Origin of the sequence: Arthrobacter sp. Bi83, assembly GCF_918698095.1 — a bacterium.
Taxonomy (GTDB): domain Bacteria; phylum Actinomycetota; class Actinomycetes; order Actinomycetales; family Micrococcaceae; genus Arthrobacter.
The window spans coordinates 1-20962 of the sequence record NZ_CAKKLY010000010.1 but is presented as its reverse complement, the minus strand read 5'-3'; the positions used below and the strand labels follow the sequence as shown (position 1 = coordinate 20962).

Sequence of the window (20962 nt, the reverse complement as noted above, 5' to 3'; positions counted from 1 at the left end):
CGGGCGAAAGCTTGCGCGGGCGAAGCCTTGACGGGCGGATCAGACGGTGCGGACGACGTGCTCGTAGGCGAACTTGGGCTTGGCCTCGCCCCAGGCGTCAGCTCCGGGCCGGCCGATGTTGACCACGAGGAAGCTCTTCTGGTCACCGGCGGGGAAGAACTCGGCGTCGATCGCGGTGAAGTCCGCGCCCGTCATGGGGCCTGCGGCGAAGCCGAGGGAACGCACGGCGAGGATGAAGTAGCCCGCCTGCAGGTGCGCGTTGTTGTTGCCTGTGGACGTTGCGAGGTCCGGGGACGCGTCGTACATGGCCTTGGGGGCGTTGTACCCCGGAAGGAAATTGTCCCACTGCTCCTGCCACGAGGTGTCGTAGCTGAGGACCGCAACGAGCGGCGCGGAGGCCGTCTTGGCGCGGTTCCCGGCGGAGAGGAAGTCCACGAGCTTGGCGCGGGCCTCGTCCGAGCGCACGTACGTGACGCGCAGTGGCTGGGAGTTAAACGCGGTGGGACCAAACTTGGTCAGTTCATAGATGGCGCGGGCCTGCTGCTCGGTGACCTCACCGGTGAAGGCGTTGGCCGTGCGGGCTTCAGCGAAAATCGCGTCCACGGCTGCGGAATCGATCACGGCTTCTTCATGGGCGATTGTCATTCAGTTCCCTTTAGCTTTGCCGCCGTCCCTGCTGGGCGTGGCGGTGCACTCCTGCTTTCCATGGTTACAACCGTGCCGGGAGCAGCCCTCTTCCCGTGACGGCCGGTTACGGGACGTGAGCTTGGGCACATCCGCCCGCTGGAACCCTCTTGGCGCCCGGGCCTGGCGCGGTATTGTTGCACCGGAAGATCCCAGCCCCCAACCCGCGGGCTATCCCTCTGAAAGGCCCCCGGCAATGAGCATGCTCGGAACCAAATGGAAGCTGCACGGCAACGGAAAAGCGGTCCGCCCAGGCGAAGTGGTCGCCCCCGGGGAACGGCTCACCTGGCCAATCACCATCGGCGTGGGCATGCAGCATGTGGTGGCCATGTTCGGCGCCACGTTCCTGGTGCCCATCATCACCGGAATGCCCCCGGCCACAACCCTGTTCTTTTCCGGCATCGGCACGCTCCTGTTCCTGGTGATCACCCGGGGCCGCGTGCCCAGCTACCTCGGCTCCAGCTTCGCTTTTATCGCACCCATCATGGCCTCCCAGCAGCAGTACGGCGTCCCCGGCGCCCTGGGCGGGGTGGTGCTGGCGGGAGCCGGGCTTGCCGTGATCGGTGCCATCGTGCAGAAGTTCGGTGCGGGCTGGATCAACAGGCTTATGCCGCCGATCGTCACCGGCGCCATCGTGGCGCTGATCGGCCTCAACCTGGCGCCCGCGGCCAAGAACAACTTCGACCTAGCCCCCGTGACCGCGCTGATCACGCTCGTGACAATCATCCTGGTGAGCGTCCTGTTCCGCGGGATCGTCGGCCGGCTTAGCATTCTCGTGGGCGTGGTGGTGGGCTACCTCGCGGCCATGGTCCGCGGCGAGGTGGACTACTCCAAGATGGACGCCGCGGCCTGGGTCGGCCTGCCCCATTTCCAGACGCCGGAGTTCCACCTGGGCGTCGTGGGCCTCTTCGTTCCGGTGGTGCTGGTGCTGGTGGCCGAGAACATCGGGCACGTAAAGTCCGTGTCCGCCATGACCGGGCAGAACCTGGATGGCGTCTCCGGCCGCGCACTGATGGCCGACGGAGCGGCCACCGTACTGGCAGGCTTCGGCGGCGGATCGGGTACCACCACCTATGCCGAGAACATCGGCGTCATGGCGGCCACCAAGGTCTACTCCACCGCGGCGTACTGGGTGGCGGGTATCTTCGCGATCCTCCTGAGCTTCTCGCCCAAGTTCGGCGAGCTGATCGCCACGGTTCCGCCGGGTGTGCTGGGCGGCGCCGCCACCATGCTCTACGGCATGATCGGCATCCTGGGCGTGAAGATCTGGGTCCAGAACAAGGTCAACTTCTCCAACCCGGTGAACCTGACCACCGCCGCCGTCGCGCTCATCATCGGCATCGCCGATTACACGTGGACCATCGGGGACCTCAAGTTCACCGGCATTGCGCTGGGCTCCGCCGCGGCTCTGGTGATCTACCACGGCATGAAGGCCATCGCGAAGGCCCGGGGCACCGCGGCCGAACCGGAGACCGAGGGGCCGTCCGGACTTCCCCCGGCCGCGAAGGCAGCCATCAACGCGGCGGCGAAGCGGTCACCGAAGAAGCGCTAGGCCCCGGGCCTGTCTTCTCACGGGCGCATGTGCCACGCCCGAGGAATGTCCGGAGCATATTTGCACCGTTTTGAGCCCGCAGGCCACTTGGCGCCCCTGAAAATCAGGGGCGCCAAGTGTTTTCCGCCGGCAAGGTGGTGCAGGAGTGCGGCGCCGGCACCTGAAGAACTGGGCTGCTACCCGGCGTCGAACGTCTCGTCATCGTCGTTCGGGGACTTTTCCTTCGGCAGATCGTTGCCGCTGCCGTCCGGCAGGCCGGCGGCGTCCTGGTCCGGCTCCGAAGAGAACTGGTCTGAGCCCTGGGCGTCCGCGTTGCCCTCATCGATCTCGGCGTCCGCTGACGGTACCGCTTCGTCTCCTGCACGCGCGTCGGCTGTTTCAGCCCCGGCGCTCGGCGAGGCATCGGCGTCTCGGGGAATCGGGGACTCACCGGGGACGGTATCGAAGCCGGCTCCGCTGGCATCACCCTCGGCATGGAGCTGCTCGTCTGTCCCGCCGAAGCGGCCGGCACCGGGTTCACCCGCGCTGTCCTGATCTTCTTCGGCAAAGTGGCTGAGGTTCGGCGTACCTGTGCCGAAGGTCTCGCCGTCCGGGCTGTTCTGGTTCAGGCCTGCTGCGTCAAAATCCTCCTCCTCGCGGGGCTGGGCAAACTGCTTTCCGCCCACCTCCTGCTCAACGGTGGGCGTGCCGTAGCCTCCCGCTTCCTCTTCAGGGGCGGCGTGCTGGTTGTCCTGGCTCATGTGTTCCTCCTGATTGGCTGGAAATTGCTGGAAAACGTGGTCTCCGTGCGGCCCAGGGCCCGGCTCACAGCCCCTTGCCGCCGGTGACGGGCAGAACTGCCCCGGAGATGTACGAGCCGGCGTCGGACGCCAGCAGGACATAGGCCGGGGCGAGTTCCGCGGGCTGGCCGGCGCGCTGCAGCGGCGTGTCCTGGCCGAACTTGGGCAGTTTGTCAGGCCATTCCGTGGCCGGAATAAGCGGAGTCCAGATGGGGCCCGGCGCCACGGCGTTCACGCGGACACCCTTAGGCCCGAGCTCCTGGGCCAGGGCCTTGGTAAAGGCAACCTGGGCCGCCTTGGTCATGGCATAGTCGATCAGTCCCGGTGAGGGGTTGAACGCCTGGATGGAAGCGGTGGTGATGATCGACGCACCCACGGTCAGGTGCGGCACGGCGGCACGGGCGGTCCACAGCAGTGAGTAGAGATTGGTTTGAAAGACGCGGTCGAACTCTTCGGTGGGAAGCGATTCGAAGCTGTCCCGGTTCTTCTGGTAGGCGGCGTTGAGCACCACCACATCCAGCCTGCCGAACTCCGCTACTGCGTCGTCCACGATCTTCGTGCTGAACTCTTCACTCCGGCCGTCGCCGGCGAGAAGCAGCGCCCGCCTGCCGGCCTTGCGGATCCATTCCGCCGTGTCCTGGGCGTCCTCTTCCTCCTCGGGAAGATAGGAAATGGCGACATCCGCACCCTCGCGGGCGAAGGCAATAGCCACCGCCTTGCCGATGCCGGAGTCGCCACCGGTGATGAGCGCGGCTTTGCCCCGCAGCTTGTCGCTGCCCTCGTAGCTCAGCTCGCCATGGTCCGGCTGCGGATCCATCGGGGCGGTGAGTCCCGGCTGCTTCTGTTCCTGCTCGGGAAAGGGTCCCGAGTGGTAGGTACCACGGGGATCCCTGGGCTGGTCAGTCTGCTTTGCTGAGTCACTCATAGTCCACCTACTAACGGTCAGGGTTCTAACGGGCAGGGTCATGCGGGACTGGCCATTGAGGCGGCTTCACGGTTCGCTTTCCACGGCTCCCTCCGTGGGCCATTGGGCGTCCGACTCTTCGAACCTAACGCAGGTTTGAGGACCAAGTCCACATCCTGATAGAAATTAGTCAGCAAACTTAGCAGTTGTTGAATTCGGTCCGGCTTGAGCCTACGTTGGGAGCAGGCGGGCCCGCCTGAGGCCAGATGGAGGTCGATGCATGAGTGATCCGGACGCCCCAGCAGGCAGCGGCAGGAATGAGACCCGCGAGGAACAGCTCGACCGCAACTGGATGGAGCTGTTGCAGGAGCTGCGGGTGCTGCAGACGGGCGTGCAGATCCTTGCCGGCTTCCTGCTGACCCTGCCTTTTCAGCAGCGGTTCAAGGAACTCGACGACTTCCAGATCGGCCTCTATCTGGTGAATGTGGCGCTTGCCGCCCTGACCACCGCCTTCATCCTCCTGCCGGTCAGCGTGCACCGGCGGCTGTTCCGCCACCGGCTCAAAGAGACTCTGGTGTCCAGTGCGGACAACATCACCAAGATCGCACTGGGCGGCGTGGCATGCCTCAGCGTCGGGACTGCGGCGCTGGTCTTCGACGTCACGGCCGGGCGCACCGCCGGACTCACCGCAGGGCTGGTACTGCTCGCGGTGCTGGCCGTCCTTCTCGTTTATGTCCCCCTGCATCTTCACCGGCAAGCCCGGAGATAGCAGGCCCGGAAGCCGGACAGAAACTGCCGGCTCCGCTCCAGTGAGGGCGGGGCATCAATCAAAAGAGCACGGAGGAACAATGCGTAAATGGGCCAAGGAACACGGGCTGCTGCTGGCAAACGTGGGGCTCTTCCTGGCGTTCTTTGGCGGCATGATCCTCACCGGCGCCAGCAACTACAGCGAAGACCAGCTCGCTCACGGGCAGCCGGCCGTCACCGTCGCGGAATATCTGGGCACCGGCGCTTTTGTGGAAGCCACGTTTGAAAACTGGGAGTCCGAATTCCTGCAGATGGGCATGTACGTCATCCTCACCGTGTTCCTTTTCCAGAAGGGCTCCTCGGAATCCAAACCCATGGGAAAGGACGCGCCGCAGGACGAGGATCCCCGCAATGCCACCATCAAGGACGCCACCCCGTGGCCCGTGAAGCGCGGCGGAGTGGTGCTGAAGCTTTATGAACACTCCCTTTCGATCATGTTCCTGCTGCTGTTCCTGGCCTCGTTCGTGCTGCACGGCATTGGTGGCGCCGACGATTACAACAGCGAGCAGGAGAGCCACGGCCAGCCGACAGTAAGCGTCTTGGGCTACTTCGCCACGAGCCGGTTCTGGTTCGAGTCTTTCCAGAACTGGCAAAGCGAGTTTCTCGCCGTGGCGGTGCTGGTGGGAACATCGGTCTACCTGCGCGAGAAGGGGTCCCCCGAATCCAAACCCGTCGCCGAACCGCACTACGAAACCGGCGCCTGAGCGCACCTGTCCAGCAAGGTCCGGCCTAGGGGCGAAGCATGCGGTGTTAAGCGCCTTCGAGCACCTGGGAAGTGGCCCACGCAAGGTATTTTGCGGCATTGGCGACGGCGTCTTCCGGGCTTGAGGCGACGTCCAGCAGCTGCGCCGCGGCCACCACGCCGTGTTCGGCCAGGTCCTCCGGCGTGACCAGGATCCGCCCCGCCACCACGATCACCGGGATGCCCCGTTCCCGGGCGGCGTCCGCGAGCGCGATGGGTGCCTTTCCGGTGAGGGACTGGGAGTCCATGGAACCTTCGCCGGTGATGACGAGGTCGGCGTCCTTGAGCTGCTCGGCCAGCCCGGTCAGCCCGGCGACGAGGGCGAAGCCGCCTTCGAGGGTGGCGTGCGTGAAGGCCAGGAACGACGCCGGGAAGCCGCCCGCCGCTCCGGATCCCGGGACGTTGACGTCCCGGCCCGTGGCCTCCCTGAGGATGGACGCCCAGTTGCGCAGGCCGGCGTCGAGCTTTTCGGCGGCGTCCTCATCAGCACCCTTCTGCGCGCCGAAGACGTGTGCCGCGCCGTCGGCGCCGTACAGCGGATTCTGAACGTCGACGGCGATCCGGAAGTTTACGGCGGTCAGGCGGGGATCGAGGCCCGAGACATCCAGGGCTGCCACTTCCGCGAGCGATCCGCCGCCCAGCGGCACCACGTTTCCGGCCGTGTCCAGGGGCTTGAGCCCCAGCGCACGCAGGGCGCCGCTGCCGCCGTCGGACATGGCCGAACCGCCAACGCCCAGCACGATCTCCGTGGCGCCGGCGTCCAGGGCCGCGGCAATCAGCTGGCCGCAGCCATAACTGTGGGCGCGGAGGGAGTTCTCCGGCGTCGGCTCCATGTGGGCCAGGCCGGAAGCCTGGGCAGTCTCGATCACAGCCGTGGCTCCGCCGAAAGCATCCTTCCGCAGCGCCCACGCCGCGCCGATTGGGGCGAGAATGGGCCCGACGACGGCGTTGAGCCGCTCTTCGTACCCGGCGGCAACGGCAGCTTCGAGCGTCCCTTCGCCGCCGTCGGCCACCGGAAACTGGTTGGCTACGGCGTCGGGATAGACGCGGCGGGCGCCTTCGGCGATGGCGGCGGCGGCTTCGATGGCGGTGAGGGAACCCTTGAACTTGTCCGGGGCGATGAGGATGCGCATGGCACCATCCTGCCAGCAAGGCTCAGGAACGCGCGCTTGCCGGTTCCGTCATGCCGGCTCCCTGAACCACTGATTGGCCGGAGCACGCGCCCGCCATCAGGCGCGTGCTTCCTCCTGGCCGGCGTATGTGTCCAGGAGTTCACGGGCGCCGCTTCCGTCCGGCCCTTCGGCGGAGAGGGCGGACCGCATGCCGTCCAGCTTCTCGGCGCCTGCGGGGAAAGGAGGCAGGAGCGGGACGTCCGGATCCGTCAGGACCTCGATCACCACGGGGCGGTCCGCCGCAAAGGCGCGGTCCCAGGCGCTGGCCAGTTGCCCCGGGGAATCGACCCGGATCCCCATCAAACCCAGCAGTTCCGCGTAGCCGGCATACGGAAAATCCGGGATCTCCTGACTGTCCGGGAACCGCGGCTCGGACTCTGTTTCCCGCTGCTCCCACGTGACTTCGGCGAGGTCGCGGTTATTGAAGACACAGACCACAAAGCGCGGATCAGCCCATTGCCGCCAGCGGTGTGCGACGGTCACCAGTTCTGCAATCCCCGCCATCTGCATGGCGCCGTCGCCCGACAGCGCCACCACCGGCCGCTCCGGCCGGGCAAGCTTGGCCGCGATGCCGTACGGAATGGAGCAGCCCATGCTGGCAAGAGTCCCGGACAGGTGCGCCGGCACTCCCGGCGGAAGGGTCAGCTGGCGGGCGTACCAATAAACGCAACTGCCGACGTCGACACTCACCTGGGCGTTGGCCGGGAGCCGGCCGTTGAGCTCTCGCACCACGAGTTCCGGGTTGACCGGCTTCGCCGGCACGCGGGAGCGCTCCTCCTGTAGCGCATGCCAGCTGTGAACCTGCTCCTCCACACCCGCGCGCCACTGTTTGCGGGCCTCGCTGGCCGCCCCCTCGCCGCTTTCGCCGGCGGCTCCGTTTCCGAGGCGTGCGGTGAGTTCCCGCAGGGTTTCCGCAGCGTCCCCCACGAGGCCCACCTCCACCGGGTAGCGGTTGCCCACTTTCCGGCCGTCGATGTCGATCTGCACGGCCCGGGCGGCGCCCGGTTTGGGATAGAACTCGGTCCAGGGATCGTTCGAACCGATGATCAGCAGGGTGTCGCAGTGTCCCATCAGGTGGGCGCTGGCCGTGGAACCAAGGTGTCCCATGGTGCCCGCGGCAAAGGGCAGGGTCTCGTCGACGTAGGGCTTACCCAGCAGGCTGGTGGTGACGCCTGCGCCGAGCTTTTCCGCGATGGCCACTACCTCGGCCTGGGCATGCTTCGCGCCCTGGCCCACCAAGAGTGCCACCTTGCGGCCGGTGTCCAGCACCTCGACGGCCTTCACGAGGTCGTCCTCGCGCGGCAGTACCCGCGCGGGCCGCCATTCCGGTGCGGTCACGATGATGCCGTGCTCCTGCTCGAGTTCCGGCGCCGGGGCCTTCTGAATGTCATGCGGGACGATCACGACGCACGGCGTCCGCGTCTCAAGCGCCGTGCGGAAGGCGCGGTCCAGGACCATGGGAAGCTGCTCCGGGGTGCTCACCATCTGCGCAAACTGTGCCGCCACGTCCTTGAACAGGGTCAGGAGGTCGATTTCCTGCATGTACGCAGATCCCAGCACGCTGCGGCTCTGCTGCCCGATAATCGCCACGACCGGGACGCCGTCCAGCTTGGCGTCGTAAAGGCCGTTCAGGAGATGCACCGCACCAGGTCCCTGCGTGGACGTCACAACGCCCACGCCGCCGGTGTACTTGGCGTGGCCAACAGCCATGAATGCGGCAGTCTCCTCGTGCCGGGCCTGGACGAACTGGACGCCGCCCGACTTGCCGCCGTCGCCGGCGCGGCGGAGGGCACCCATGAAGCCGTTGATGCCGTCGCCGCTGTATCCGAAGACCCTGTCCACGCCCCAGGCTTTGAGGCGTTCCACCATTACGTCAGCAACCAGCCGATCAGCCATCGAAGACTCCCCTGCTCAAGATGTGAAAGATACCGGGCTTGACCTGCCCTCGGAGTATGGACTCTGGACTACTCCTCGTGCCCCTGGTCCCCGCTCATCTGGTCCTCCGCCGGCGGCGTCTCACCCGGCGGCACGCCTCCGCCGGGCTCAAGTCCGGTGATGTTTCCATTCAGCGGGTCAGGGTTGGGCGAAGCGGCCGGGTCTTCCCGTTCGGTTCCATGCTCCTTTTCGCCGGCCGCATCGGCGGAGCCGGGCTGGTCCGGGTTGGCGGGGTCGTTTTCGGGGTGATAGCTGCTCATGTTCCTGCGGTCCTCCGTGGTTAGGGTCGTATGCAAATACAACGGACTTTGGTGACGGTGGAGCTCGGCCCTCCGGGGCCCCGGGGGCACTGGACTAATTGTAAGCATGCTGATGATTCTGGACCAGTCAGATGCCGAGAAGTCCACCCAGGAGGGTCCGTCTAGGACCAGGCGCCCCGGCTCACCAGAACTTCCCTCAGCAGGTCGGCGCGGTCGGAGACGATGCCGTCCACGCCGAGGTCCAGGAGCCTGTGCATCTCGGCCGGCTCGTTGATGGTCCACACGTGGACGTACAGCCCCAGGTCGTGGGCGCGGCGGACAAAGCCGGGGGTCACCACCTGAACAGCACGGTAGCGGACCGGCACCTGCAGGGCATCGACGTCGCGCAGCACACGGCCCACGACCGCCCGCGCCAGCGCACCCACACCGGGCACGGCCAGCAGCGGCGAGAGCGCCACGAAGGCGGCATTGGCCGCCGTCCCCGCGGAGGAGGCAGTGCGGCGGCTGAGCAGCCGCAGTACCGCCCGGCGTCGGCGGTCCGAAAAGCTGGCGATGAGGACACGGTCGTGCAGGGCGTGCCGCTCGATGGCGGCCGCGAGGCTGCGGACTGAGTTCCAGTCCTTGACGTCGAGATTGAACCGGGCGTCGGGGAAGGCGGCCACGAGTTCATCGAACGTTGGCACCGGTTCCAGGCCCCCGATCCTGGCCCGTGCAACCTCGGCGGCGGTCAGCTCTGCGATCCGTCCGGCGCCGTCCGTGATCCGGTCCAGTGCCGCGTCGTGAAAGAGGAGCAGCACGCCGTCGGATGTCGTGTGCACGTCCGTTTCCAGGTACCGGTAGCCGATCCCGACGGCGGCGCGGAACGCTGCCATGGAGTTCTCCAGGCCCTCGCGGGAGAAGCCACGGTGCGCCATGGCGACGGGCGCGCCTCCGGCGGCACCGGCGCCACGGCCCGAAGGGGAGAAAAAGGGCAGAGCCACGGTCGTTTTACGGCAGCCTGACGCCGAGTTCGGCGAGCTTTTCCTCGAGAATCTGGGCCACGCCGTCGTCGTCAAAGTGCGGTGCCTGCTGCCCGGCGGCGCGGATCGCCTCCGGATGGCCGCTGGCCATCGCGTAACCGTGGCCGGCCCAGCGGAGCATTTCGATGTCGTTGGGCATGTCACCGAAGGCCACCACGTCCGCGGCGTCGATTCCCCGCGACGCAGCGTATTCAGCCAGCGTCACGGCCTTGTTAATGCCCGGGACCGACAGCTCCAGCATGGCGACGGTGGGTGCCGAGTGCGTGACGGTGGCTAGATTACCGACTGCTGGAGTCACCTCCGCGAGGAAGTCATCCGCGGTGCCTTCGCGGACGATGGCGAGAAACTTCACGACGGCGTCATCCGCCGTGAGCGTCTCGGCCAGCGGAGCGGGGGTGAACTCGGAAAGAAGCTCACTGGAGCCGTTCTCGATGAAGCCCGGTTCCAGGTGGAAGCCGGTGAGGGTCTCGGCGGCAAACAGGGCTGCGGGACGAAGTGTCTTGATGATCCGGCGGGCCTCGAAAACGTCCGCGAGGGCCATGGTCCGGGCGGATACCAGCTGGCCCGCCTCGAGGTCCCACACCACCGCGCCGTTCGAACAGATCACCGTGCCGGTGTGCCCCAGCTGCTCTTCGAGCGGGTGCAGCCAGCGCGGCGGGCGGCCCGTGACAAAGACAAGTTCGACGCCGGCCTCCCGGCAGGCGTGGAATGCCCGGACCGTGCGGCCACTGATCTTTCCGTCGTGCCCAAGGATCGTTCCGTCTATGTCACTTGCTACCAACCGCATCCTGCCAGTCTACGTGGGCACGGTCAGACGCCGTCCCCCGCGGCCGCCGGGGCCGAGTCCTGCCGCGTGGCCGGTGTCTTGGCGGCCGGGGCCTTGGCTGCCGGGGTCCGCTCGGCCTCGTTTTCACGCCCGGTCTGGCTTTCGGCAGCCAGGGCCTGCGTTGCCGCCCAGCTCGCCAGGAGCCGCAGGGCGTCCGCGGAGGGAGAACCGGGCTCGGGCGGATAGATAAACAGTGAGAGTCCGGTGTCCGCGGAGAGGTCCATCGCCTCGAACATCAGGTGCAGCTCGCCGACGACGGGGTGGTGGAAGTGCTTGAATCCGGTGGTGTGGCGGCGCACGTTGTGCGCGGCCCAGCGGGTGCGGAACTCGCCGCTGCGGGTTGAGAGCTCGCCCACGAGGTCGCTCAGTCCCCGGTCGAATGGGTCGCGGCCGGCCTCGGCGCGCAGGATGGCCACCATGTTGTTGGCCGCCAGCTCCCAGTCGGGGAAGAAACGGCGGGAGCGTTCCTCCTCCAGGAAGATGAACCGGGCGTAATTGGCCGGCCGCCCTGGGCTGACGTACATCTCGGAGTGCAGCGCATAGCCCAGCCGGTTGGCGGCCAGGATGTCCATGCGCCCGTTGCGCACGAACGCCGGGGCGTCGGTGATCGAATCGAGGGCGAACTGGACGCTCGGCCGGACGCGCTGCTGGGCGGGACGACGCCGCGGCTGTGTGGTGTTGGCAGCCCGGGCCAGGTCGAACAGGTGCGACCGTTCGGCGTCGTCGAGCTGAAGTGCCCTGGCCAACGCCTCAAGCACGCTCTCCGACACGCCGCCGAGGCTTCCGCGCTCCAGCCGGGTGTAGTACTCGACGCTCACGCCCGCAAGCGTCGCCACTTCCCCTCGGCGGAGTCCGGGCACCCGCCGTTTACCGCCGTAGACCGGCAGTCCAGCCTGTTCCGGGCTGATTTTGGCGCGTCGGGAGGCGAGGAAGTCACGGATCTCGTTGCGGTTATCCATAGCCTCAAGGCTAGGAGTTTGCGGGGCCCGGAGGGAGTCCCTGCCAGTACCTGTATCAGCAGTGACTCCCTCATCCGAACCAAACAGGGTTGTATGGATGGTGCCCCGCCCCGCTCGCGGCCGACAAGGTCCGCCGGGTGATCCCCTCTGGCGGGGCATTGCCAACCGATCCTGAAACAGGAGACACATGCTTACCGCCAACGCTTACGCCGCCCCGTCCGCTGACGGGGAACTCGTTCCCACCACCATCGAGCGCCGGGACGTCGGCGCCCACGATGTCCTGATCGAGATCAAGTACGCCGGCATCTGCCACTCAGACATCCACACCGTCCGGGGCGACTGGGGACCCCAGCAGTACCCGCTGGTCCCCGGCCACGAAATCGCCGGCATCGTCACCGAGATCGGCGCCGAGGTCACCCGGCACCAGGTGGGCGACCGCGTCGGCGTCGGCTGCATGGTCAACTCCTGCATGGAGTGCGCCAACTGCCTCAAGGGCGAGGAGCAGTACTGCCTCGCCGGCATGACAGGCACCTACGGCGCCGTGGACCGCGACGGAACCATCACCCAGGGCGGCTACTCCACCCACGTCGTAGTGGCCGAAGATTTCGTGGTCACCATCCCTGAGGGCATCGAACTCGACGTCGCCGCTCCCCTGCTGTGCGCCGGCATCACCACCTACTCGCCGCTGCGCCACTGGGGCGCCGGCCCCGGCAAGAAGGTCGCGATTGTCGGCCTCGGCGGGCTCGGCCACATGGCCGTCAAGCTCGCCCACGCCATGGGCGCCGACGTCACTGTTCTCTCCCAGTCCCTGAAGAAGCAGGAAGACGGCCTGCGCCTGGGTGCGGACGCCTACTTCGCCACGAGCGATCCCGGCACGTTCGAACGGCTCGCGGGCACCTTCGACCTGATCATCAACACGGTCAGCGCGAAGATCGATATCAGCTCCTATCTGCAGCTGCTGACCCTCGACGGCGCCCTGGTCAACGTGGGCGCACCGGCGGAACCGCTCCCGGTGAACGTGTTCTCACTCATCATGGGGCGCCGGTCCTTCGCAGGCTCCGCCATCGGCGGCATCCGCGAAACCCAGGAAATGCTCGACTTCTGCGCCGAACACCAGCTCGGCGCGGAGATCGAGGTCATCCCGGCCAGCAAGATCAACGACGCCTACGAACGCGTCCTGGTCTCCGACGTCCGGTACCGCTTCGTCATAGACACCGCCACCCTCAGCTAAGCGTTGCCACAGGGGCATTGGCACTGAACGACTACTGAGAAAGTGAAGACAATGACAGACACTAAGGAACCTTCCGGCGCGGAGAAGTTGTTTGGCGATTTCGCGCCCGCACTGGTGGGCTTCACGGACGATGTCCTGTTCGGCCAGGTCTGGGAGCGACCGGAGCTGACCCCGAAGGAGCGCAGCCTTGTAACGGTCGCGAGTCTCATCACGAGCGGCAGCACTGAGCAGCTGGCCCACCACCTGGGCAGGGCCAAGGACAATGGCGCCAGCGAGCAGGAGCTCATCGAGGTGATCACCCACCTGGCCTTTTACGCTGGATGGCCGAAGGCGATGTCCGCCATGGCGGTCGCGAAGGACCTCTTCCGAGCCAGCTAGTTCCACCATTGACTCCGCAGCCCCGTCCGGGGCTGCGGAGGGTGGAAGGGACAAAAGCCGCACCGATTCCGGGCTTTTTCAGGGCACATTCAGGCCGCCCGGCGAGTCCTTTCCCATCGGGTCATTTCAGGCACATAGTTATCCCATGAGCGACCAGCGACGACGCGTCCAGCCTAAGGTGCTGCTGTTCCTTGTAACGCTGGGGGTCCTTATGTCCGTCCTGGCAGGCGTCTTCGTCTGGGTACAGGGCCACCCTGGCAACCGGGCGGCCGCCCCGGCCATTCCTCCGGCAACGTCCGCATCCCCCACCGCCGCTCCCTCGCCAAAGGCGACGCCTTCGGCTCCCGCGGTCCCCGTCGACAAGCTCCGGGGGCGGGGCGTCAACATCCTGCTGCTGGGCAGCGACACCCGGGAGCCGAATGCGAAGGCGGCCGCCGCGAGGGTCGCCACGGACCAGCGGGCGGACGCGATCATCATGGTTCACATCACCGCGGACCGCAGGCATGCCTACGGGATCTCCGTCATGCGGGACACCTGGGCTGCCATTCCGGGCCACGGCTTCTCCAAAATCAATGACGGCCTGGCTTTGGGAGGCGTACCCCTTATGACGCAGACCGTCGAGTCACTCTTCCGGGTGCACATCGACCACACTGTCCTGATCGACTTCGGACGGTTCACGGGGTTGGTGGACGCCTTGGGCGGGGTTGAAGTGGACGTCAGGACGCCGTTCACTTCAACCCACGACAGCGGCCACGTGTTCAGGCCCGGCAAGCAGACCCTCACCGGTGCCCAGGCACTTGAGTTTGTCCGCGAGCGCTACGCATTCGCTGACGGCGACTACCAGCGGGTGCGGGACCAACAAACCTTCGTGAAGGCGCTGATCGCAAAGCTCCTCAGCCCGAAAACGCTGACGAACCCGGAGACGCTCCGTAAGGTGGTCAGCTCCGTCTCCTCGTTTTTCGCCGTCAATGCCGGCCTGGACGCGCCAGCCGTGGCGGGACTGGCGTACAGCCTGCGGAATATCCGGCTGCAGGACAGCGTGTTTTTTGCCCTTCCCACGGCGGGTGTCGGCACGTCCGACGACGGACGGTCAATAGTTCTGCAGGACCCGGCAGCCATCACCAAGATCAGGACGGCCCTTGCCGGGGACCGCGTGGCCCAGTACATCAAGGATTCGGGGATCCAACCCGCCCGCTGAAGCCTGGCGCCGCCTCCGGACGTACCGCCTACAGCCCTGGCGCCTCTCCAAGCTCCGCCCGCAGGTGCGAAAGCCGCCCGTAAGCACTGTCCCGGTAGGCCAGCAGCGCGTCCCGGTCATCCGGATCGATGCCCAGGAAACCGAGGCCGCTTTTGAGGCCAAGGTTTCCATCCTTGACCATCACGGCTAGCGCTTCCGGAGCCGCAAACCGATCACCGTAGGCCCTTTCCAAAGTACGGAACGATGATTCGTAGACGTCCAGTCCCGCCATGTCCCCGATCGCAAAGGGCCCGAACAAAGCCAGGCGGAACCCAAAGGTGTTTCTGACTACTGTGTCGATCTGCTCAGGTGTAGCGGCACCATCGTCAACAATCTGAACCGCTTCCTTGTACAGCGCGAACTGGAGCCGGTTGGCGACGAATCCCGGCGTGTCAGCCACCTTTGCCGGTGTCTTACCCACGCCGCGGATGAGCTCCTCGGCGAGGTCCAGGACAACGGGGTCTGTGTCCGGGCCGGGTATGAGTTCGACACCGGGGATAAACGGGGCGGGATTCATCCAGTGGACGCCGAGGAACCGCTCCGGACCGGCCACCGACAGGGCCAGTTCTCCGATGGGGATGGCTGAGGTGTTCGTGCCGATGACAGCGCCGGCCGGAGCAGCCGTCGAGATCCGGCGAAGGATATTGGCTTTTAGCCCTGGGTCTTCTGGAACCGCCTCGGCGATGAAGTCCGCCGCCGCCACCGCTTCCTCAATGCTGCCCGCAGCGGCAAGGTTTCCCGCAATGACCTCGGCCGCCCCCTCCGGGAACAGTCCGTGGGCCTCGAACCCGCGGGCTTGTTCGACTAGCCTGACGCGCGCCCGTTCGGCGGTCTCGCCGTCGACGTCGCCCAGTGCGACTTCGTAGCCGTGCAAAGCCAGTACCTGCGCGATTCCGCCGCCCATGTAGCCTGAGCCGACGACGGCCGTGGTTGTAAAGGTGTCAACGATTGTCATGAACATGCTCCTAGGAAAGGTCGGGCGCGCAGGACCGAAGGGCCGGGCACGGTTAGCGGATCGTGTAACCGCCGTCGACGGCCAGCGTGTGGCCCGTGATCAGCGAGGCGGCGTCACTGAGCAGAAACGCGATCGCCCCCGCGATGTCTTCCGGTTCACCGAACCGTCCCATCGGGATTCTGGACAGCAGCTCCGCAGCCCATTCAGGTCTGCTGAGGGTCGATGCTGTCAGTTCCGTGCGCACGAAGGTCGGTGCGACGGCGTTGACCCGGATTCCGGCCGGGGCCCATTCCAGAGCCAGGATCTTGGTGAGATGGATCAGGCCGGCCTTGCTGGTCCCGTAGGCTGCCCGTTCCTCGATTCCGACGATTCCCGCCTGGGACGCGACGTTGACGACGGCGCCCGGCGTTCCCCGGTCCATCCAGTGCTGCGCGATGGCCGTGGTCAGGAAGAAGCTGCCCTTGAGATTGGTGTCAAAAACGGTATCCCAGTCGTCGGCTGTCAGTTCCAGCGCCGGCTTGGGTACATTGACGCCTGCGTTGTTGACCAGCAGATCAATACCTCCGCTGTCATGCATCAGGGTGGCAGCGAATCGACGCAGGTCCTTGGTCCGGGTCACGTCGATGGGAAGGGAGGGCGTTCCGTACCGTTCGCTGATCTGGCGGGCACTTGAGGCGTCACGGCTGGTTCCATACACGGTGGCACCGCACTCGGCAAGGCCATCGGCGATGGCCTTGCCGAGTCCGCGGGATGCCCCCGTGACCAGTGCATTCTTGCCGTCCAGGCGGAAATTCAGCACCCTGGCCCTTAGCTTTCGAAGGTGTGGTCCGACCAGGGCAGGGACGTGCCGCGGTACTTCGCCGCCCTGACGTCGCCCGAACGGGCGTGGCCCTCGAACCGTTCCACCCTGGATGCGCGGCCGCAGAGCTCACCGAAGAAGGCGCTGGACTCGGTGTTGGTCACTTCCTGGTACGTGACGGTGCGCAGGTACTTGCCCACCCAGAGGCCGCCGGTATACCGGGCGGCGCCGCGGGTAGGAAGCACATGGTTGGTGCCGATGACCTTGTCCCCATAGGACACGCAGGTCCCTTCGCCGAGGAAGAGTGCGCCGTAGTCGTGCATCTTGTCAAGGGCTTCGCGCGGGTTCTGCGTGAGGATCTGAACGTGCTCGTAGGCGTACTCGTCGGCCAGGACGTACGCTTCGTTAAGATTTTCAACGACGTGGACTGCGCCCCAGTCGCGCCATGCGGCCGCGGCGTAATCGCGGGTGGGCATGTCCACGAGGATGGTGTCGATGTGCTCGATGACTTTGCGGCCCAGCTCCCCGCTGGTAGTGATCAGGACGGCGGGCGAGTCTGGCCCGTGCTCGGCCTGGGACAGGAGGTCGACGGCGACGATGAACGGGTCCGCGTGTTCGTCGGCAACGATGAGGACCTCGGTGGGCCCGGCGAAGAGGTCGATGCCGACCTCACCGAAGAGCTGGCGCTTGGCTTCGGCGACGAAGGCGTTGCCGGGGCCGGCCAGCATGTTGACCGGCTTGATGGTTTCGGTGCCGATGGCCAGCGCGGCGACCGCCTGGATGCCGCCCAAAAGGTAGATCTCGTCGGCACCGGCCAGATACATGGCCGCGACGGTGGCGTCCGGCACCTCGCCCTGGATCAGCGGGGTGCACGCCGCGACGCGCTCCACGCCGGCGACCTTGGCAGTAATGATGGTCATGTGGGCGCTGGCCAGCAGCGGGTACTTTCCGCCGGGTATGTACGCGCCGGCAGCCTGGACCGGTACGTTCTTCTGCCCGAGGAACACTCCGGGCAGGGTTTCGATTTCGAAGTCGGACAGGGACGCAAGCTGCTTCTGCGCCATGACCCGGACCTGTTCCTGGACGAACTTGATGTCCTCAATGGTCTGCTCCGGAACGCGGGCCATGATCTCGTCAAGCTGATCCTGGCTCAGGAGAAACGATTCGGGCGCGTACTTGTCGAACTTCTCCGAATACTCGCGGACGGCTGCGTCGCCGCGTTCGCGGATATCTGCGATGACGCCCTCCACGGTCGCCCGGACCTCGGGCGTACTTCCCCGGGCCACGCTGTTCCGGGCAGGCTCTTTCAGCATCGTTGACTCCACGGCCGAACTGATTTCATTTGTAACCGTCATCAGGCTTACCTTCCATCTTCATTGATGGGCGACTGCTGGAGCGCCCCGATCCAAGCCATCCGGCCTGCATGATGAACGAGTGTATACGTATACATTTTTCGACACAAGGGCTTGTAGTGATGAATTGAATACGTATACACTCCTTTTCACGAGGCAGCCGGTGTGGCTGCGCTCACAGTCCGGTCGAAGACAAAGGAGTCTCTGAATGAGCACCCCCGCGACAACAGCAACCCCAGCGCCACCCGCCATTGATCCAAAGATGCGCCGCAAGGCCCTCGTCTCCTCCGTGCTGGGCAGCTGCATCGAGTGGTACGACTTCTACGTCTACGGCGTCGCCGCTGCCATCATCCTCAACTCGCAGTTTTTTCCGCAGGCGAGTCCGTTCGTCGGTATCCTGCTCTCCTTCAGCACCTACGCTATTGGCTTCGCGGCGCGCCCCATCGGAGGCGTCATCTTTGCCCACTTCGGCGACCGCCTGGGCCGGAAGAAAATGCTCATGATGACGCTCGGTCTGATGGGCGGCGGCACCTTCCTCATCGGCTGCCTGCCCAACTTCGCCACGATCGGCATCGCCGCCCCGATCCTGCTGGTCCTCCTGCGGATCGTGCAGGGCATCGGCGTCGGCGGCGAATGGGGCGGCGCCGCGCTGATGGCCACCGAGTTCGCCCCGGCCGAGCGGCGCGGGTTCTTCGGCTCCTGGCCGCAGATCGGCGTGCCGGCAGGGACACTGCTGGCCAACGGCGCCTTCTACATCATGGGCTACCTGATCTCACCGGAGGCTTTTGTGGCCTGGGGATGGCGCATCCCGTTCCTCGTCTCGATCCTGCTGGTGGCGCTCTCCTTCTACATCCGCAGCAAGGTGGACGAATCCCCGGCGTTCGAAGAAATCAAGCGCAAGGGTGAGATCGAGAAGATGCCGGTGGTCAAAGTCATCAAGACGCGCCCGCTGACCATCCTCAAAGTCATCATGATGCGGTTTGCCGAGAACGCGAACTACTACATCTACACGACGTTCCTGCTCGCCTACGGCCCCGCAGTGCTGCTGGAAAAGAACAGCATCCTGCTGGCCACCATGATCATGGCAGGCCTGGGCATCTTCTCCATCCCGTTCTGGGGCTGGGTATCCGACCGCTGGGGACGCCGCTACACCGTGATCGCCGGAGCAACCACCATGCTCCTGATGGCCTTCCCCTTCTTCTGGACCGTGCAGACAGGTGACTTCCTGATGCTCGTGCTCGTGCTCATCTTGACCTGCAACGTCGGCCGCGACCTCTGCTATTCCGTGGAACCGGCCTACTTCACCGAACTCTTTGAACCCAAACTGCGCTATTCCGGAGCCTCAGTCGGTCCGCAGGTCGCGGCTGTCTTCGCCGGAGGCTTCGCACCGCTGATCGCCACGGCACTCATCGGTCCTGAGTTCGACCGGTACTGGCTCGTTGCCCTTTACATGGTGGTCACGTCGATCATCACCATTGTAGGAGCGCTGTGGTCGCCTGAGACGGCGCCCCGGGTCCGGTTCCGCCGTGGCCTTAGCGCCGAATACGACCCGACAACCGGCCGGTAATACCCCGCCACTGCAAAGGCAGGCGGCTGCCTCCAAAGGCAGTCGCCTGCAGGTGCAGGTCCGAAACTTTGGCTACTCTGAAACAACGGAGAGCGGGAATCCTCTGCGCACCTGCGGCGTAAACAAGATGAAAGGAGGGCGACGCAATGGTTACCAGCCGTGATGTGGCAGAACTGGCCGGCGTCTCACAGGCCACCGTGTCCAGAGTCATGTCCTCCTCCGCGAAGCTTTCGCCTGCCACGAAGGCGCGCGTTCAGGCAGCCATGGAAACCTTGGGCTACGTACCTCATGCCGGCGCCCAGGCCATGAAGACCAGGAAAACGAACACCATCGGAGTGGTGGTTGCCGACCTCACGAACCCCTTCTACCCGGAGGTTCTTGACGAGCTGAGCCGCGAGCTCGACTCAGCGGGCTTCCGCGTCGTTATCTGGAACGCGGGCGGCGGCAGTCACCACGACGCGTTGAAGGCCATCCGGGAACATGCCGTCGACGGAGTCATTTTCACGACCGCCACGGAAGACTCGCTGGAACTGCAGGCTGCCATAGAAAAGAACAGCCCCATCGTCCTGATCAACCGCGTCGTGGAAGGCCTGGAATGTGACCAGGTCACCAGCAGCAACACTGACGGCGGCGCCGCCGTCGCCGATTATCTGGTGGCCAACGGCAAAACCAAGGTCGCGTTCATCGGTGGCGCTGAAAACGCAAGCACCTCCCGCGAGCGCGGCCTGGGGTTCCTCGGCAGAATGGCGGAGCGGGGGCACACCGTTCCGGAACATTTCCGTTTCCAGGGCGGCTTTTCCCACGACATCAGCGCCCAGGTCATGAACAGGCTGCTCTCACGCGCGGACCGTCCACAGGCTGTTTTCTGCGCCAACGACCTGATGGCCTTTGGCGCCCTCGATGCCCTGCGCGCCAACCAGATCCAGCCCCAGGATTGCTGGGTGATCGGCTACGATGACGTCGACATGGCCGCCTGGGACTCCTTCAGCCTGACCACCGTCCGGCAGCCCAGCCGCGAGATGGCCCGTGTCGGGGCGCGGATGCTGCTGGAACGCATCCACAGTCCGGGCCAGCCGGCCCGGCGGGTCAACTTCCCGTGCGACCTGATCGTCCGCGGAAGCACCAAGGCCACCAGCGGCTCCTGACCGCCGGCGCTTCCGTGAGCTGACCTGGCCGGGCTTTGGGAGCCTGGCGCCGCCTCCGGACGTAAACTGGTGGTGGCAAAGGAGCGAACGGCAATGGATGGCGAAGCTCGTGATTCCGGGCTGGTACACCCCGCAACGTACATCGGCGGGCGGAACATCAGCGGTTGCCCCGTGGCCGCCGTCAGGAGCCGGTGGTCGCCGTGACCGCGGTGTCGACGCGGCGCCTCCTGATCGGGCTCCTCGTCTTCCTGGCCTTGCTCCTCGGTTACGTTCCGGCTGCACCTCCTGCGCAGGCAGTATCGCTGAGGGGCCATGACATCTCCTGGCCCCAGTGCCCGACGGCGGTCGGCGGCTTTGGCCTGCCTCTCCCGCCCGCGTCATCCCAGTTCGTCGTGGTGGGCCTGACGAAGGGTCTCCCCTTCACCGAAAACCCGTGCCTTGCCAGCCAGGTGGGCTTCGTGAGGACCAGCGGCAAGCCCGCCCAGGCGTACACCATGGCGGCTTTCCCCACCGCGGCGCAGCTCACAACGTACCGGTCGCAGGGGCCGTGGTCTGCCGCCACCCGGGCCGGCCAGCTGTCCAACGTGGGCTACGCCGAAGCACGTTTCGCAGTGGCCAGCCTTACCCGGACAGGATTCACGCCGCGGGTGGTCTGGATC

At 65.9% G+C, this 20962-nt stretch carries 20 protein-coding genes and 1 pseudogene; 9 read left to right on the top strand and 12 right to left on the bottom strand.

Annotated elements, in window-relative coordinates; genetic code table 11:
- Positions 1–39: 39 nt before the first annotated feature.
- Positions 40–645, bottom strand: a complete 606-nt coding sequence (locus LQ144_RS06960) for a malonic semialdehyde reductase (RefSeq protein ID WP_230117846.1) — start codon at positions 643–645, stop codon at positions 40–42.
- A 235-nt stretch (positions 646–880) separates the two neighbouring features.
- On the opposite strand from LQ144_RS06960, the gene LQ144_RS06955 reads away from it, so the two are divergent.
- A complete protein-coding gene (locus LQ144_RS06955) occupies positions 881–2236 on the top strand; it encodes a solute carrier family 23 protein (RefSeq protein WP_230117845.1) in 1356 nt (451 codons plus the stop codon).
- Positions 2237–2412: 176 nt separating this feature from the next.
- Here LQ144_RS06955 and LQ144_RS06950 read toward each other — a convergent pair whose 3' ends face one another.
- A complete protein-coding gene (locus LQ144_RS06950; protein WP_230117844.1) occupies positions 2413–2976 on the bottom strand; it encodes a hypothetical protein in 564 nt (187 codons plus the stop codon).
- Positions 2977–3040: 64 nt separating this feature from the next.
- Positions 3041–3940: an SDR family oxidoreductase gene (locus LQ144_RS06945; protein WP_230117843.1), complete on the bottom strand. Its 900-nt coding sequence runs from the start codon at positions 3938–3940 to the stop codon at positions 3041–3043.
- A gap of 259 nt (positions 3941–4199) precedes the next feature.
- On the opposite strand from LQ144_RS06945, the gene LQ144_RS06940 reads away from it, so the two are divergent.
- Together LQ144_RS06940 and LQ144_RS06935 are read left to right on the top strand one after the other, a co-directional pair.
- Positions 4200–4688: a DUF6328 family protein gene (locus LQ144_RS06940; protein ID WP_230117842.1), complete on the top strand. Its 489-nt coding sequence runs from the start codon at positions 4200–4202 to the stop codon at positions 4686–4688.
- Positions 4689–4767: 79 nt separating this feature from the next.
- A complete protein-coding gene (locus tag LQ144_RS06935; RefSeq protein WP_230117841.1) occupies positions 4768–5430 on the top strand; it encodes a DUF6766 family protein in 663 nt (220 codons plus the stop codon).
- 46 nt (positions 5431–5476) lie between these two features.
- Here the strand turns inward: LQ144_RS06935 and LQ144_RS06930 are convergent, their stop codons facing one another.
- The 6 genes from LQ144_RS06930 to LQ144_RS06905 form a co-directional block, all read right to left on the bottom strand.
- On the bottom strand, positions 5477–6601 hold the full coding sequence (locus LQ144_RS06930; RefSeq protein ID WP_230117840.1) for a glycerate kinase: 1125 nt from the start codon (positions 6599–6601) through the stop codon (positions 5477–5479).
- Between the two features lie 96 nt (positions 6602–6697).
- A complete protein-coding gene (locus LQ144_RS06925; RefSeq protein WP_230117839.1) occupies positions 6698–8536 on the bottom strand; it encodes a thiamine pyrophosphate-requiring protein in 1839 nt (612 codons plus the stop codon).
- A gap of 68 nt (positions 8537–8604) precedes the next feature.
- A complete protein-coding gene (locus LQ144_RS06920) occupies positions 8605–8835 on the bottom strand; it encodes a DUF6480 family protein (RefSeq protein ID WP_230117838.1) in 231 nt (76 codons plus the stop codon).
- 161 nt (positions 8836–8996) lie between these two features.
- A complete protein-coding gene (locus LQ144_RS06915) occupies positions 8997–9749 on the bottom strand; it encodes a glycerophosphodiester phosphodiesterase (RefSeq protein WP_230117906.1) in 753 nt (250 codons plus the stop codon).
- 73 nt (positions 9750–9822) lie between these two features.
- Positions 9823–10641, bottom strand: a complete 819-nt coding sequence (locus LQ144_RS06910; RefSeq protein WP_230117837.1) for an HAD family hydrolase — start codon at positions 10639–10641, stop codon at positions 9823–9825.
- Positions 10642–10664: 23 nt separating this feature from the next.
- Positions 10665–11639 (bottom strand): helix-turn-helix transcriptional regulator, encoded by a 975-nt coding sequence (locus LQ144_RS06905; RefSeq protein WP_230117836.1) that lies wholly within the window; start codon positions 11637–11639, stop codon positions 10665–10667.
- 187 nt (positions 11640–11826) lie between these two features.
- Here LQ144_RS06905 and LQ144_RS06900 point away from each other — a divergent pair, with 187 nt between their 5' ends.
- The 3 genes from LQ144_RS06900 (at position 11827) to LQ144_RS06890 (ending at position 14446) form a co-directional block, all read left to right on the top strand.
- Positions 11827–12870 (top strand): NAD(P)-dependent alcohol dehydrogenase, encoded by a 1044-nt coding sequence (locus tag LQ144_RS06900; RefSeq protein ID WP_230117835.1) that lies wholly within the window; start codon positions 11827–11829, stop codon positions 12868–12870.
- Positions 12871–12921: 51 nt separating this feature from the next.
- Entirely contained in the window at positions 12922–13248 is a 327-nt protein-coding gene (locus tag LQ144_RS06895; RefSeq protein ID WP_230117834.1) for a carboxymuconolactone decarboxylase family protein, read from the top strand.
- 145 nt (positions 13249–13393) lie between these two features.
- A complete protein-coding gene (locus LQ144_RS06890; protein ID WP_230117833.1) occupies positions 13394–14446 on the top strand; it encodes an LCP family protein in 1053 nt (350 codons plus the stop codon).
- A gap of 28 nt (positions 14447–14474) precedes the next feature.
- Here the strand turns inward: LQ144_RS06890 and LQ144_RS06885 are convergent, their stop codons facing one another.
- Genes LQ144_RS06885 through hisD form a run of 3 tightly spaced genes read right to left on the bottom strand, consistent with a single transcriptional unit; the run spans position 14475 to position 17594 of the window.
- Complete coding sequence (locus LQ144_RS06885) at positions 14475–15440, bottom strand: 3-hydroxyacyl-CoA dehydrogenase family protein (protein WP_230117832.1); 966 nt, start codon at positions 15438–15440, stop codon at positions 14475–14477.
- A 52-nt stretch (positions 15441–15492) separates the two neighbouring features.
- Complete coding sequence (locus LQ144_RS06880; RefSeq protein WP_230117831.1) at positions 15493–16239, bottom strand: SDR family oxidoreductase; 747 nt, start codon at positions 16237–16239, stop codon at positions 15493–15495.
- Positions 16240–16247: 8 nt separating this feature from the next.
- Positions 16248–17594 (bottom strand): histidinol dehydrogenase, encoded by a 1347-nt coding sequence (gene hisD, locus LQ144_RS06875; RefSeq protein WP_230117830.1) that lies wholly within the window; start codon positions 17592–17594, stop codon positions 16248–16250.
- A 205-nt stretch (positions 17595–17799) separates the two neighbouring features.
- Here hisD and LQ144_RS06870 point away from each other — a divergent pair, with 205 nt between their 5' ends.
- The 3 genes and pseudogenes from LQ144_RS06870 to LQ144_RS06860 all read left to right on the top strand — a co-directional run.
- A complete protein-coding gene (locus LQ144_RS06870; RefSeq protein WP_230117829.1) occupies positions 17800–19158 on the top strand; it encodes an MFS transporter in 1359 nt (452 codons plus the stop codon).
- 146 nt (positions 19159–19304) lie between these two features.
- Positions 19305–20303 carry a LacI family DNA-binding transcriptional regulator gene (locus LQ144_RS06865; RefSeq protein ID WP_230117828.1) on the top strand — a complete coding sequence of 333 codons (999 nt, stop codon included), beginning with the start codon at positions 19305–19307 and terminating at the stop codon, positions 20301–20303.
- Between the two features lie 200 nt (positions 20304–20503).
- Positions 20504–20962, top strand: a pseudogene (locus tag LQ144_RS06860) (hypothetical protein); the annotation flags it as partial.